The 15,693-nt window shown below is 76.6% G+C and carries 5 protein-coding genes; all 5 read left to right on the forward strand.

Translation table 11 applies throughout. From position 1 onward, the window contains the following. The first annotated feature begins 2 nt into the window (after positions 1-2). Genes ACIQ87_RS22375 through ACIQ87_RS22395 form a run of 5 tightly spaced genes read left to right on the forward strand, consistent with a single transcriptional unit; the run spans position 3 to position 15,680 of the window. A complete protein-coding gene (locus ACIQ87_RS22375; RefSeq protein ID WP_402409587.1) occupies positions 3-6,461 on the forward strand; it encodes an amino acid adenylation domain-containing protein in 6,459 nt (2,152 codons plus the stop codon). Then, positions 6,458-13,693, forward strand: a complete 7,236-nt coding sequence (locus ACIQ87_RS22380) for an amino acid adenylation domain-containing protein (RefSeq protein ID WP_402409438.1) — start codon at positions 6,458-6,460, stop codon at positions 13,691-13,693. The genes ACIQ87_RS22375 and ACIQ87_RS22380 overlap by 4 nt, the downstream gene beginning before the upstream one ends. After that, positions 13,690-13,893 carry an MbtH family protein gene (locus tag ACIQ87_RS22385; RefSeq protein ID WP_402409440.1) on the forward strand — a complete coding sequence of 68 codons (204 nt, stop codon included), beginning with the start codon at positions 13,690-13,692 and terminating at the stop codon, positions 13,891-13,893. The genes ACIQ87_RS22380 and ACIQ87_RS22385 overlap by 4 nt, the downstream gene beginning before the upstream one ends. A gap of 3 nt (positions 13,894-13,896) precedes the next feature. Continuing rightward, the gene (locus ACIQ87_RS22390) at positions 13,897-14,880 is read left to right on the forward strand and encodes an ATP-binding cassette domain-containing protein (protein ID WP_402409442.1); all 984 of its coding nucleotides are present in this window, start codon (positions 13,897-13,899) and stop codon (positions 14,878-14,880) included. After that, positions 14,877-15,680, forward strand: a complete 804-nt coding sequence (locus ACIQ87_RS22395) for an ABC transporter permease (RefSeq protein ID WP_402409443.1) — start codon at positions 14,877-14,879, stop codon at positions 15,678-15,680. The genes ACIQ87_RS22390 and ACIQ87_RS22395 overlap by 4 nt, the downstream gene beginning before the upstream one ends. The last annotated feature ends 13 nt before the right edge of the window (positions 15,681-15,693 follow it).

Below are 15,693 nucleotides of genomic sequence, written 5' to 3' on the forward strand. Positions count from 1 at the left end.
CCGTGTCCCCTGGCGGCAACCTGCCGCTCACCGCGGCGCAGTCCGAGATCTGGTACGACGAGCAGTTCACGACCGGGCCGCTCGGCTACGCCATGGGCGACTACATCGACCTGCGCGGCCCCCTCGACCCGGCGCTGCTGGAACGCGCCCTGCGACGGCTGTCGGTGGAGGCCGAGGGCCTGCGGGTGCGCTTCACCGAGGACGACGGAGTGGTCGGCCAGTCCGTCGCACCGCCGGCGGACGACTCCCTCGCGCTGGTCGACCTCGGCTCCGAACCGGACCCGGTGGCCGCCTCCGAGGCGTGGATGCTCCGCGACCTGGACCTGCCGATGAAGGCCGCCGAACCGCCGCTGCTGCGCAGCGCGCTGCTCCGCCTCGGCCCCGAGCACCACCGGCTCTACCTGTGCATGCACCACATCCTGTCCGACGGGTACAGCCGCAACCTGGTCCACCCGCGCCTCGCGGCGATCTACGGCCATCTCGCGGCCGGCGGCGACGAGGCGGGTCTCGCCCCGTCGGCACCGCCGCCGTTCCGGCTGCTGCTGGACGCGGAGGCCGCCTACCGGGAGTCGCCGCGCCTCGCCAAGGACCGCGCCTACTGGACCGCCCGGCTCACCACCGGCTCGCCCGAGCCGTCCTCGCTCTCCACCCGCGAGCCCGCCCCCGGTCTCGTCGCGCTGCGCCGCACCGAGGTGCTGGACGCCGCCGACGCGGACCGGCTGCGCGCCGCCGCCACCGGGGCCGGGGCCACCCCGGCCGTCCTGGTGGCCGCGGCGATGGCCGCCTACGTGCAGCGGATGACCGGCCTGGAGGAGCCGCTGCTCACCCTGCCGGTCACCGCCCGGGTCGGTGCGGCCGCCCGCGGCGTCCCCGGGATGGTCGCCAACTACCTCCCGCTGGCCGTACCGGTCCGCCACGGCGCGACCCGCGACGAACTGCTGCGCGCCGCCTGGGTCGAGATCGCCAACGCGCTGCGGCACCAGCGCTACCGGGGCGAGCGGATCCGCCGCGACCTCGGCCTGCGCACGGACGACCGGCGCCCCTTCGGGCCCTTCGTCAACGTCCTGGACCAGGAGCCGGTGCTGGAGTACGGCCCGTGCCGCGGCCAGGTGGTGAACCTGTCCACCGGCATCGTCAACGACCTGATCCTGACCGTCCTCAACACCGGCGACGGCTCCCTGGAACTGCACCTGGACGGCAACAGCGAGCTGTACGACGGCGACGAACTGGCCGCGCACGCCGCCCGGTTCGGGGCCTTCCTGCGCGCCTTCGCGAGCTGCCCGCCGGACACGGTCGTCGACCGTCTGGACGTGGTCCTGCCCGGGGAACCGGGCGGGCTGCTCACCGGCCCCGCCGCCGGGGCCGCCACGGAGGACACCATCGCGCTGGTGCGGGCCGCCGCCGCCCGTACGCCCGACGCCGTCGCCGTGGTCGACGGCGCCCGCCGGCTGACCCACGCCGAACTGCAGCGCCGCGTCGAGGGCGTGGCCACCCGGCTGCGCGCCGCGGGCTGCGGCCCGGACACGGTGGTCGCCCTGCTGACCCGGCCCGGCGCGGGCTACCTCGCCGCGATCCTCGCCTGTCAGACGGTGGGGGCGGCCTGGCTGCCGCTGGAGGTCGCCGCGCCCGCCACCCGCACCGCCTCGCTGCTGGGCGACGCCGGGGTCACCGTGCTGCTCACCGGCGACGGCTTCGACGAGCAGGGCCGGGAGGCCGCCGAGCTGGCCGGAGGCGTCCCGGTCCTGCCGCTGGAACCGGCCTCGGACGGCCGGGCGGCGCGGGGCCCGGCCGTGCCCCCGGTCGGATCGGGCCAGGACCTCGCCTACGTGATGTTCACCTCGGGCTCCACCGGCCGGCCCAAGGGCGCGATGGTGCACCGGGACGGCATGCTGAACCACCTGCGGGCCAAGGTGGACGACCTGGCGCTGCTCCCCGGCGAGGGGGTCGTCGCCAACGCCCCGCTCACCTTCGACGTGCACGTCTGGCAGCTGCTGTCGCCGCTGCTGGTCGGCGGGTGCACCGTGGTCGCCGACCCGGAGACGGCCGCCGACCCCGACGCCCTGTTCGCCCTGGCCGTCGACGAGGACGTCGCCGTGCTGGAGGTGGTGCCCTCCCTGCTGCGCGCCGCGCTCGACCTGTGGGACGCCCGTGGGCAGGCCCCCCGGCTTCCGGGCCTGCGCCGGCTGATGGTCACCGGGGAGGCCCTGCCGGCCGACCTGTGCTCCCGCTGGTACGCCCGCTTCCCGGGGATCGGCATGGTCAACGCCTACGGGCCGACGGAGTGCTCCGACGACGTGACGCACGCCTTCGTCACCCCGCAGGACGCGGCCGCCGGGCGGGTGCCGATCGGGCGCCCGGTGCGCGGCACCCGGCTGTACGTGCTCGGGGACGGGCTGCGCCCGATGCCCGTCGGCGTGCCGGGGGAGCTCTGGGTGGGCGGTGTCGGGGTGGGCCGCGGCTACGTGGGCGACCCGGTCCGCACGGCCTCCGTCTTCCCGGCCGACCCGTTCGCCGGCGGCGGCACCCGGATGTACCGCACCGGGGACCGCGTGGTGCTGCGTCCGGACGGACAGCTGGAGTTCGTCGAACGGCGCGACTTCCAGGTGAAGGTCCGCGGCCGGCGCGTCGAGCTGGGCGAGATCGAGGCGGCCGTGCGCGCGGTGCCGGGCGTCCTGGACGCCGTCGTGGTCGCGCACGGCTCCGGACTGGCCGGCTACGTGGCCGCCCCGAGCGGCGTCGACGCGGCCCTGCTGCGGGACCGGGTCGGCGCCGTCCTGCCTGCCTGGATGGTGCCGGGCTGGTGGGTGGTGCTGGACGCGCTGCCGCTGACCGCGAACGGCAAGGTCGACCGCAAGGCGCTGCCCGCGCCAGGCGGAAACGTTTCGGCACCGAGCGGCCCGGCCGTGGGCGACGTCAGGAACGCCACCCCCACGGACCCGGCGCACGGGCCGCACAACGGTGCCGAGCAGACCCTGGGCGCGGTGTTCGCCCAGGTCCTGGGCCTGCCCGGGGTCGGCGCGGACGACGACTTCTTCGCCCTCGGCGGCGACAGCATCCGCGCCATCGAGGTGGTCGGCGCGGCCCGCCGCGCGGGCCTGGTGCTCAGCACCCGCGACGTCTTCACCGGGCGCACCGCCCGCGTCCTCGCCAGGACCGCCCGACCGGCCACCGGCGCCGGGCAGGACGGCGGGCAGGTGGAGCCGGTGGGCGTCCTCGACCTCACCCCCATCGCCGCCCGCCTCCAGGAGGACACCGGCTCGACGACCGGCCCCGCCGCCGCCTTCAGCCAGCACATCGCCGTCCGGGTGCCCGCCGGGCTGGACGCCGACCGGCTGACCGCCGCGCTGCGGTCCCTGATCGACCACCACGACGCCCTCAGGACCCGGCTGACCGAGCCGGCCCCCGGCCTGTGGCAGACGGAGGTGCTGCCGCGCGGCGCCGTCCCCGCCGACGAAGGCCTGGTCCTCGCCCTGTCGGACGAGCGGCCGCCCGAGGACCGGTCGGCGCTGCTCCGGCTGATCGACCGGCAGGCCGCGGCCGCCCGCGGCCGGCTCGACCCCGCGGCGGCCCGGATGATCCGCGCCGTCCTGATCCCCGGCCCCGCCGCGGAGCCGGACGAGCAGGTCCTGCTCCTGGTCGGGCACCACCTGGCCGTCGACGGAGTGTCCTGGCGCATCCTGCTGACCGACCTGTCGGCCGCCTGCGCCGCCCTCGCCGAGGGCCGCCGGCCCGAGCCCCAGGCGGTCGGCACGTCCTTCCGGGCCTGGAGCAGGCTGCTGACCGACCGGGCCCGCACCGAGCTGCGCGGCGCCGAACTGGCCGTGTGGCAGCGCATCCTGACCGGCCCCGACCCGCTGCTCGGCCCCCGCCGGCTGGACCCGGCGCGGGACGTCAGGGCCACCGCCGGCACCCTGCGCACCGAACTCCCGCCCGAGGTCACCGGGCTGCTGCTGAGCACCGTCCCCGCGGCCCTGCGGGCCGAGGTCAACGACGTCCTGCTGACCGCCCTGGCGGTCGCCGTCGCCGAGTGGCGGCACCGGCACCGCGGCGACGGCACGAGCGCCACGCTGATCGAACTGGAGGGCCACGGCCGCGAGGAGATCGCGGACGGCCTGGACCTGTCCCGCACCGTCGGCTGGTTCACCAGCATCCACCCGGTCCGGCTCGACCCGGGCCCCCGGCCCCACGAGGCGCTCGGCCGGGCGGTCAAGCTGGTCAAGGAGCAGCTGCGGGAGGTGCCCGAGCACGGGATCGGCCACGGCCTGCTGCGCCACCTCAACCCGCAGGCCGCGCGGCTGCTCTCCCGATACCCCCGGCCGCAGATCGGCTTCAACTACATGGGCCGCTTCGACGCCCGGGAGGACGTGCTCTGGTCGCCGGTCACCGGCGACGGCATCGTCGGCACCGGCACCCAGCCGGCCATGCCGCTGGAGCACGTCCTCGCGCTCACCCCGGCCACCGAGGACCGCGCCGACGGCCCGCACCTGGTCGCCAACTGGACCTTCGCCGACGGCATCCTCGACCGGGAGTCCGTCGCGGAACTGGCCGACGCCTGGTTCCGGGCGCTGCGCGCCCTGGCCGAGTACGCCGCGTCGCCGGACGCGGGCGGCGCCACCCCGGCCGACTTCCCGCTGGTCGCCCTCGACCAGGAGGAGATCGAACGGTACGAGGCCGAGCTGGCCGCATCGACCCCCGCGCTCGCCCCGGGGCAGGCGCTCTCCGACGTGCTGCCGCTCACCCCGCTGCAGCGCGGGCTGCTGTTCCACCACGAGGCCGAGCAGGACGGGGTGGACGTCTACACCCTGCAGATCGCCGCCGACCTGGAAGGCGAGCTCGACCCCGCGGCGCTGCGGGCCGCGGGCCGGACGCTGCTGCGGCGCCACCCGGCGCTGCGGGCCGCCTTCCTCCACCGCGCCTCCGGGGACCCCGTCCAGCTGATCCCCTCGGACGCCGAACTCCCTTGGGAAACCGTCGATCTGACGCGTCTTCCGGAGTCGGAGCGGGCGGCCGAGACGGAGCGCCTGACCGACCAGGAGCGCACCCGCCGGTTCGACCTGGCGGCCCCGCCGCTGCTGCGCTTCACCCTGCTCAGGACCGGGCCGCAGCGGTACCGGTTCCTGTGGACCAGCCACCACCTGCTGGTCGACGGCTGGTCGATGCCGATCCTGGTCGAGGAACTGCTCGCCCTGCTCGCCGAGTACAGCGAGGGCGGCGAGTACCGCGAGGGCGGCGAGGGCGCCACCGTCACCGAGAAGGCCGAGCTGCCGGGGCCCGCCCCGCACCGCCCGTACCACGCCTGGCTCGCCGCCCGCGACCGCGAGGCGGCGCGCGAGGCCTGGCGGCGCTCGCTCGCCGAGCTCCCCGGCCCGACCCTGGTCGCCCCGGCCGCGGACGCGGCGGCGCTCTCCCTCCCGGAGTCGCTGCACCTCGACCTCGACCCGGAGCTCACCGCCCGGCTCCTCGCCACCTCCCGCACCGCCGGCCTGACCGTCAACACCGTGGTGCAGGGCTGCTGGGCCCTGCTGCTCGGCGAACTGACCGGCTCCCAGGACGTGGTGTTCGGCGCGATCACGGCCGGCCGGCCCGCGGAGGTCCCCGGGATCGAGTCGATGGTGGGCATGTTCCTCACCACGGTGCCCGTACGGGTCCGGCTGCACCCCGACGCCACGCTCGGCGGCCTGCTGCGCACCCTGCAGGACGAGCGCGCCGAGCTCCTGCCGCACGAGCACCTCGGGCTGGCCGAGATCCACCGGGCCGCCGGGCTCGTCGGCGAGGCCTTCGACACCGTGCTGCTGTTCGAGAACTTCCCGATCGGCTCCGGTGCGGCCCGGGCCGGCACCGGCACGGACCGGGTGCGGGTGCTGCGCGCCGAGGCCCGCGACGCCCGGCACCACCCGCTGAGCATGGCGGTGCTGCCGGACGGCGACCGGCTGCGGCTTCGGCTGGACTACCTGCCAGCCGCCTTCCGGCCCGACCGGGTGGCGGCGGTCGCCGAGCGGTTCACCGCGCTGCTGCACCTCGCCGCCACCGCCCCCGGCACCACGCTGGCCCGCACGGGCTCGCCGCTGCGGCCGCGGGCCGGTGCGGCGGCCGCCCCGGCGCCGACCGCCGCACCGGGCGGCCCCGCCGCCGCGCCGCGCGCGCCCCGGACCACCCGCGAGGAGGCCCTGTGCGCCGTCTTCGCGCAGGTGCTGGGCGTCGAACGGGTGGGCGCGGACGACGACTTCTTCACCCTCGGCGGCGACAGCATCCGGGCGATCCAGGTGGTCAGCCGGGCACACGTCGAGGGCCTGGTCTTCGCCGTGCGGGACGTGTTCGCCGGCCGGACGGTCGCGGCCCTGGCCGAGGTCGCCGAGGCGCACCGGCCCGAGCCGCCCGCCGCGCCGGAGGAGCCCCTGCTGGCCCTCGACGACGACGAACTGGCCCTGATGGAGAACGACTTGAACGAGGACATGCTGTGACGGGCAAGCCGAGGATCGTCGAAGCACTGCCGCTCTCCCCGCTCCAGCAGGGGCTGCACTACCTCGCCGCCGAGGGAAGCGGACCCGACCCGTACGTCCTCCAGCTGTCGGTGCGGGTCGAGGGCGAGCTGCCCGTCGACCGCCTCCGGGAGGCGGCGGCGGCGCTGCTGGGCCGCCACCCGCACCTGCGGAGCTGCTTCCGGCCCCGCCGCAACGGCGAGATCGTCCAGGTGGTCCTGGACGAGGGCTCGGTCCACGTCCCCTGGCGGGAGGTGGACCTGGCGGGCCTCCCGTACCGCAGGCGCCGCGCCGAGTCCGACCGGATCGCCGACGCGGACCGGCTGGAGCGCTTCGACCCGGCCCGGCCGCCGCTGATGCGGTTCACCGCGATCCGGCTCGGCCGGCGCCGCTACCGGCTGCTGTGGTCGGTGCACCACCTGCTGCTGGACGGCTGGTCGATGCCGCTCGCCGCGCGGGAGCTGCTCGCCCTGGCGGGCCTCACCGGGGCCGAGCCGCTGCCCGAGCCCGCCCCGTACCGGACGTACCTGCGCTGGCTGGCGGGGCAGGACCGGGAGGCCGCCCGCGCCGCCTGGGCCGAGACCCTGGCCGGCCTCGAGGGCCCGCTGCGCCTCGCGCCGCACTCCGTCGGACAGGACGCCGGGGCGCTGCCCGAGGTCCGCTCGGCCGTCCTCTCCCCCGCGCCGACCCGGGCGCTCTCCGCCTGGTGCGCGGCCGAGGGCGTCACCCTCAACTCGGCCGTGCAGGCCTGCTGGGCGGTGGCGATCGGCTATCTGTCCGGCCGCCAGGACGTGGTCTTCGGCACCGTCACCTCCGGCCGTCCGGCCGAGCTTCCGGGCGTCGAGACGATGATCGGGCTGTTCGCCAACACGGTGCCGGTGCGCGCCGAGCTGCGCCCCGACCGGACCGTCGCCGAGCTGGTCCGCGCCCTGGCCCGGCAGCAGGTGCACCTGCTGCCGCACACCCACCTGCCGCTCGCCGAGGTGCAGGCCGCGGCCGGCCTGCGCGGCGAACTGTTCGACACCGCGGTCGCCTTCCAGAGCTACCCCATGGCGCGGACGGCGCCCTCCGACGACCGCGGCCTGGTGCTCGACGACATCCGGGTGCGCACCGCCACCCACTTCGCCCTGGGCCTGACCGTGACCCCGGGCGACGGGCTCGACTTCTCCCTCGCCCACGCGCCCGGCGCGTTCGACGGCGACGGCGCCCGCACGGCCGCCCGCGCGCTCGACCTGTTCGTCGACGCCCTGGAGCGGACGGCCGCGGCCCCCGACACCCCGCTGGCCCGGATCGTCGGCGGCGGTGAGGCCCCCGAGGGGCCGGGCGCCGGCCCCGACCTGCGCGACGACCGCACCCGCGGCGCCACCCTGCACGAGCTGTTCCGGTGGCACGCGGAGCGGAACCCCGGGTCACCCGCCCTGATCGTCCCGGACGAGGACCGGCCGGACGACCCGGCCGCGGCACGGACCCTGGACTACGGGCAGCTCGACACCGCCTCGGACCGGCTGGCCGAGCGGCTGGCGGCGTCCGGCGCGCGCCCCGGGACCTTCGTGGCCCTGGCCCTGCCGCGCGGCGCCGACATGGTCGTCGCGCTGCTCGCGGTGCTCAAGGCCGGGGCCGCGTACCTGCCGGTCGACCTGGCCTATCCGCCCGAGCGGATCGCCTACATGCTCGCCGACGCGGCCCCCGCCCTGGTGGTCACCACCTCGGCGACCCGGCTGCCGGACGGCTGCGCCGCGCCGCGCGTCGACCTCGACCTGCCGGGCTCCCGGCCGGCGCCGGGCCCGGAGGCCCCGGCGCGCCCGGCCGGCGCCGCACCGGGCAGCCCCGCCTACGTCGTCTACACCTCCGGGTCGACCGGCCGCCCCAAGGGCGTCGTGGTCCCGCACGAGGGTGCCGTCAACCTGGCCGCCCACCACGCCGCCCGGCTGGGCGCGGGGCCGGGGGCCAGGGCCCTGCAGTTCGCGTCGTTCAGCTTCGACGCCACGGTGTGGGAGCTGTGCGCCTCGCTCTACACCGGCGGCGCCCTGGTGCTGGCCACGGCGGAGAGCCGGATGTCGGGGGAAGCGCTGACACGCCTGTTCCTCGCGCACCGGATCAACCACGCGGTGCTGCCGCCGACCGTACTGGCCGGCCTGCCCGAGGACGCCGAACTGCCGTCCGACCTGCGCCTGTTCACCGCCGGTGAGGCACTGCCCGCGGCCCTGGCCGAACGCTGGTCGGCCCGCGTCGAGCTGCGCAACGCCTACGGTCCGAGCGAGACCTCGGTCTGCGCGAGTGTCAGCGAACCACTGCACGGCGAGGGCAGGCCGCCGATCGGCTCACCGGTCTCGGCCTTCCGGCTGTTCGTCCTCGACTCGGCCCTGCGGCCGGTGCCGACCGGTGTGGCCGGCGAGTTGTACGTGGCCGGCCCCGGGCTGGCCGGCGGCTACCACGACCGTCCCGGTCTGACCGCCGCCCGGTTCACCGCCTGCCCGTTCGGGCCGCCCGGCGCCCGGATGTACCGCACCGGCGACGTGGTGCGCCGGCTGGAGGACGGCGCGCTGGACTACGTCGGCCGCGCCGACCAGCAGGTCAAGCTGCGGGGCTTTCGCATCGAACCGGGCGAGATCGAGGCCGTCCTCGGGGGCCACCCGGCCGTCGCCCAGGTCGCGGTGACGGTCCGGGAGGACCGGCCCGGGGACCGCCGCCTGGTCGGCTACGCGGTGCCCTCCGGCCGCGCCGCGCTGGACGTGGAGGAGCTGCGGGCGCACGCCGCCGCGGCCCTCCCGGCCCACATGGTGCCCGCCGCCCTGGTCGTGCTCGCGGCGCTGCCGGTCACCCCGAACGGCAAGGTGGACGTCCGGGCGCTGCCCGCCCCCGAGCACACCGCCGCCGGCCGGCCGCCCGAGACCGCCGAGGAGCGGGAGCTGTGCGCGATCCTCGGCGAGGCGCTCGGCCTCGACGTGGTCGGCGCGGACGACGACTTCTTCGCCCTCGGCGGGCACTCGCTGCTGGCCGCGCGGGTGGCCAACCTGGTACGGGCCAGGCTCGGGAGCCCGCTGTCGGTGCGGGAGGTGTTCGAGGCCCCCAGCGCCGCCGCCCTGGCCGCCCTGCTGGCCGCCCGCCCGGACCGCTCCGACGCGGACGGCGCGGAGCCCCGCGGGCGCCCCGAACTCGTCGCCGGGGAGCGGCCGGCGTCCGTCCCGCTCTCCCACGCGCAGGAGCGGCTGTGGTTCCTGCAGCGGCTCGGGGTGCCCGACGGGCTGTACGCCGTCCCCTTCGCGGTGCGGATGCGCGGGGCGCTGGACGCCGACGCGCTGCGGGCGGCGCTGCGCGACCTGGTCACCCGCCACGAGTCGCTGCGAACCGTCTTCCCGGCCGTCGGCGGCGACGGCACCGGCGCCGAGCAGCGCGTGCTCGCCCCGGAGGCCGTCGACCTGCCGCTGCCCCTGGTGGACTGCACCGAGGAGGAGCTGCCGCGGGCGCTCGCCGCCGAGGCCGCCCGCGGCTTCGACCTCGCCGTCCGGCCCCCGCTGCGGGCCACGCTGTTCGCCCTGACCCCCGACGACCACGTGTTCGCGCTGGTGCTGCACCACATCGCGGCCGACGGCTGGTCCCTGGGCCCGCTGGCGAACGACCTGGCCGAGGCGTACCGGTCCCGGCTCGCCGGGCGGGCCCCCGCCTTCGCCCGACTCCCCGTCCAGTACGCCGACTTCACGCTGTGGCAGCGGCAGCTGCTCGGCTCGGAGCACGACCCGCACAGCGAGCTGTCCCGCCAACTCGCCCACTGGAACCGGGCGCTGGACGGACTGCCGGTCGAGATCGGCCTGCCCTTCGACCGGCCCCGGCAGGCCCTCGCCACCCACCGGGGCGGCACGGTGCACCTGCCCCTGCCCGCCGAACTCGTCCGCGCGCTAAGGACGTTGGCACGCGACTCCGGCACCAGCCTGTTCATGGTGGCGCAGGCCGGGCTCGCCGCCCTGCTCACCCGCTACGGCGCCGGCACCGACATCCCCCTCGGCAGCCCGGTGGCGGGGCGCGGCGACGCCCGACTGCACGGCCTGGTCGGGATGTTCGTCAACACCCTGGTGCTGCGCACCGACACCTCCGGCGACCCGTCGTTCACCGAACTCCTCTCCAGGGTCCGGGAGTTCGACCTGGCCGCCTACGAGAACCAGGACCTGCCGTTCGAGCGCCTGGTGGAGGCGCTCAATCCGGAGCGGTCGTTGTCCCGCAATCCGCTGTTCCAGGTCATCCTGGACTGCCGGGACGCCGACCCCGTCCCCGACACCGGCCCGGACCTCACGATGGAGCCGGTGCCGACCGCGGGCAGCACCGCCAAGTGGGACCTGTTCGTCCAGCTGACCGCGGGCCCCGAGGCCGACCGGATGGACCTGGCGGTCGAGTACGCGAGCGACCTGTTCGAGGAGCGCACCGTGCGGCGCCTCGCCGCCGCGCTGCTGCGACTGCTGACCTCGGCCACCGGTGCGCCCACCCGCCCGCTCTCCCGCCTGGAGGTCCTCACCCCCGAGGCGCGCGGCGACCTGCGCGCCCTGGGAGAAGGGCCGGCGGGCACACCCCGCACCACGGTCACCGCCCTGTTCGACGCCCACCTGGCCACCGCGCCCGAGGCGACCGCACTGCTGTTCGCCACCGGAGCGGGGACCGGCCTCGACGGCGCCGTGACCTACCGTCGACTCGACGCCGCCGCAGGCCGGACCGCGCGCCATCTCGCGTCCCGCGGCATCGGCCGGGGCGACATCGTGGCGCTGTGCCTGGAACGCGGGCCGGACGCGGTCGTCGCCATGCTGGCGGCGGCCCGGCTCGGCGCCGCCTACCTGCCGCTCGACCCGGCCTACCCGGCGGCCCGGCTGCGGCACATGATCACCGACAGCGGCGCCAAGGTGCTGCTCACCCAGCGCTCCCTGGCCGCCGAGGCGGCGGGCGCCGACCCGGACGGCCGCCGCACCACCGTCTGCCTGGACGACCCGCGCACCCGCCGGGAGATCGACGCCCTTCCCGAGACCGCGCCGGCGGGCGGGCCCGACCCGGACGACCTGCTCTACGTCATCTACACCTCCGGCTCGACCGGCACCCCCAAGGGCGTCGGCGTCTCCCACCGGGCCGCCGCCCGGCTGGTGCACGGCATGCCCGAGCTGGGCTTCGCCCGCGCGGACACCTTCCTGTGGAACGCCTCGCCGGCCTTCGACGCCTCGGTGTTCGAGGTGTGGACGGCCCTGGCGCACGGCGCCCGGCTGGCGGTGAACCCGCCGGGGCCGACCGACCCCGGACGGCTCGGCGCGCTGCTGCGGGACAGCGGTGTCACGGTCTCCCTGCTCACCCCCCGGCTGGTCAACGTCATCGCCGACCTCGCCCCGGCCTGCCTCGCCCCGCTGCGGCTGCTGCTCACCGGCGGCGAGGCCGTCTCGGCGGAGCACGTGCGCCGACTGCGCCAGGCACTGCCCGGCACGGCGGTGGTGGACGCCTACGGGCCGACCGAGGCCGCCGTCATCGCCACCGTCCACCAGGTGCACGAGCTGGCGCCCGAGGCCTCCTCCGTCCCCATCGGCCTGCCGATCGGCGACACCTCGGTGCACGTCCTCGACGAGGCCCTGCGCCCCGTCCCGTATGGTGCCGTCGGCGAACTCCACGTGGCCGGCCCCGGACTGGCCCGCGGCTACCTCGGCCGCCCCGGGCTGACCGCCGGGCACTTCGTCGCGAACCCCTTCGGCCCGCCCGGAACCCGGATGTACCGCACGGGCGACCTGGTCCGCTGGGACGTGGACGGCCGTCTGGACTTCGTGGGCCGCAGCGACCACCAGGTGAAGGTCCGCGGCTACCGCATCGAGACCGGCGAGGTCGAACGGGCCCTGGCAGCGCACCCGTCGGTCTCCCGGGCCGCGGTCACCGTCCGGGACGACGGCTCCGGGGACCGCCTGCTGGTCGCCTACCTGGTGCCCGCGTCGAACGGCGCCGCCCCCGAACCGGCGGACCTCCGGCGGGACCTGGGCCGGACCCTGCCCGCCCACGCGGTCCCCGGCGCGTTCGTGCTGCTCCCGGAACTGCCACTGACGCCCAACGGAAAGCTGGACACCGCGGCGCTGCCCGCCCCGGCGCCGGTGGACGCGGCCCCCGCGCTGCCCCGCACACCGGCCGAACGCGTGATCTGCGAGGCGGCGGCCGAGGTGCTGGGGCGGGCGGCGGTCGGCCCCGACGACGGGTTCTTCGCGCTCGGCGGCGACAGCCTCAAGGCCATCCGCCTGGTGAACGCCGCCGGGCGGGCCGGGCTGCGGCTGGACCTCGCCGCCGTCTTCCAGTACCGCACCCTGGCGGAACTGGCCGTGGCGGGCCGCCCCGACGAGTCCGGCCGGCCGTCCGTCGACGACGATCCGGTCGACCTGCTCGCCCCGCTGCTGCCGATCCGCTCCGGCGGATCCCGGGCACCGCTGTTCTGCGTGCACGGCGGTCTGGGCTTCGGCCTGCCCTTCGCCGAACTCGCCCGTCACCTCGACCCGGAGCAGCCGCTCCACGCCCTCCAGGCGCCCGGCCTCGCCCGCGAGCAGACCCCGCCGGGGGACCTCGCCGCCGTCGCCGAGGACTACGTCGCCCGGATCCGGACCGTCCGGCCCAGCGGCCCCTACCACCTGCTCGGCTGGTCCTACGGAGGCATCGTGGCGCAGGCGATGGCCGTGCGGCTTCGCGCCGAGGGCGAGGAGGTCGCCTTCCTCGCCAACCTCGACGCCTACCCGGACTCCGCCCCCGAGTCGCAGCCCACGGACGAGGAGTTCCTCACCGACTTCCTCACCGAGGCGGGCCTCCGCGCCGACGTGCCGCCCCGGCCGACCGCCGAGGCCGTCGCCGCCCTGCTCGCCCGGACCGGCGGCCCGCTCGCGGCCTTCGACCAGGCCGCCCTGGCCCGGCTGCTCACGGTCATGCGCGCCAACGTCGACCTGTTCCGCGGCCACACCCCGGAGACCTTCGACGGCGGGATGACCCTGCTGGTCGCCACCGGGTCCCTGGACGGGCAGGACGTACGGGTCCGCGCCAAGACCTGGGAGCGGTACGTGACCGGTGGGGTCGACGTCCACCCGGTGCCCTGCGCCCACGCGGACATGCTGGGCCCGGGCCCGGCCGCCGCGATCGGCCGGTTGGTCGAACACCGGCTGGCCGCCCTGCACTCCCCCGCCGCCACCCACCGCACGACCTCCGACGACCTGGGAGACAACTCATGAGCAACCCCTTCGACAACCCCGAGGGCCGCTTCCTCGTGCTGGTCAACGAGGAGGACCAGCACTCGCTGTGGCCCGCCTTCGCGGACCTGCCGGACGGTTGGACCGTCGCGCTCGCCGAGACCGACCGGGCCGGCGCCGTCGAGCACATCGAGCGGCACTGGACCGACATGCGACCGCTCAGCCTGCGGAACCGGGGCTAGCCGGTGGCCACCGACAAGGCGATCCTCGCCGAGGGGCTGAGCAAGCGCTACGCCACCCACACCGCCCTGCACGGCATCGACCTGGCCGTGCCCACCGGGACGGTGCTGGGCGTGCTCGGCCCGAACGGCGCCGGCAAGACCACCACCGTCCGGATCCTCGCCACCCTCCTGCGACCGGACGGCGGCCGTGCCGTGGTGGCCGGCCACGACGTCGCCCGCGACCCCCGCGCGGTGCGCCGCCGGATCGGCCTGGCCGGGCAGTACGCCGCCGTGGACGCGCTGCTGACCGGCCGGGAGAACCTGGTGCTGCTGGGCCGGCTCCTGCGGCTCGGGCGGCGCGGCGCGGCGGCGCGCGCCCAGGAACTGCTCGACCGCTTCGGGCTGCTGGACGCCGCGGAGCGGACGGTCGGCACCTACTCCGGCGGTATGCGCCGCCGGCTCGACCTGGCCGCCTGCGTCGTCGGAGAGCCCGAGGTGCTGTTCCTCGACGAGCCGACCACCGGCCTCGACCCGGTCAGCCGGAACGTGCTGTGGAACGAGGTGCGCGGCCTGGTCGCCGGCGGCGTCACCGTCCTGCTGACCACCCAGTACCTGGAGGAGGCGGACGAGCTGGCCGACCGGGTCGTGGTCATCGACACCGGCCGGGTCGTCGCCGAGGGCAGCCCCGACGAGCTGAAGCGCAAGGTCGGCACGGACAGCCTGGAGGTGACCGTGGCCCAGCCCGGACAGCTGCGGGCGGCGGCCGCCGCGCTCGCCGCGCTCGGCGGCCGCGCCCCCACCGTCCACGAGGCCGGCTGCCGGGTCAGCGTCCCGCTCGAACACGGGCTGGACGACGTCGCGTTGGCCGCCTCCGAGCTGCGCGACCGCGGCATCACCGCCGCGGACTTCCAGGTCCGCAGGCCCTCGCTCGACGACGTGTTCTTCGCCCTCACCGGGGCCGCCGCCCCGGCCGGGACCCCCTCCTCGGAAGGAACCGATCAGCCATGACGGCGCTGGCCGCCTATCTGGCCGACACCGCAGTCCTGACCGGCCGCCACCTGCGTCATCTGCGCCGGTCGCCGGGCAGGCTGCTGCTGGTCACCATGACCCCCGCCGTCATGCTGATCGCCATCGGCTACCTGTTCCGCGACTCGATCGCCATCCCGGGCGTGGCCTCCTACGAGGACTACATCATGGCCGGGATCGCCGCCCAGGTCGCCCTGGCCGGGGTGGGGCCGACCGCCCTGGGCGTGGCCGTCGACCTGCGCGACGGACTGGTCGACCGCTACCGCTCGCTGCCGATATCGGCCAGCAGCGTGCTCGTCGGCCGCGCCCTGTCGGACATGCTCACCGCGGCGGCCGGGCTGGCGGCCGTCTCCGGTCTCGGCCTCCTGCTCGGCTGGCGCCCGCACGGAGGACCGGGGCGGATCGCGGCGGGCTTCGCGGTGCTGCTCGCCTTCTCCTTCGTCATGCTGTGGGTCGGCATCCTGCTCGGCACCACCATGCGGAACGTGGAGGCGATCGACGGCACCGGGGCGCTGATCCTGGTCGTGCTCTCCTTCCTGTCCAACGCCTACGTCTCGGTGACCGGGCTGCCGGGCTGGCTCCGCCCCGCGGCCGAGTGGAACCCGGTCAGTTCCGTCATCACCGTCTGCCGCCACCTGTGGGGCAACGAGCCGACCGGACCGGCGGCCGCCGGGTTCCCGGCGACCCACCCCGGGGTCGTCGTCGCCTGCTCGCTCGGAGTCGTGCTGCTGGCCGCCGTACCCGCCGCGCTGCGCGGCTTCCGGCGCGCCGTCGGGCGGTGAACCAACGTCAGCG

It is taken from the genome of Kitasatospora sp. NPDC096204 (assembly GCF_044763205.1).
Taxonomy (GTDB): domain Bacteria; phylum Actinomycetota; class Actinomycetes; order Streptomycetales; family Streptomycetaceae; genus Kitasatospora.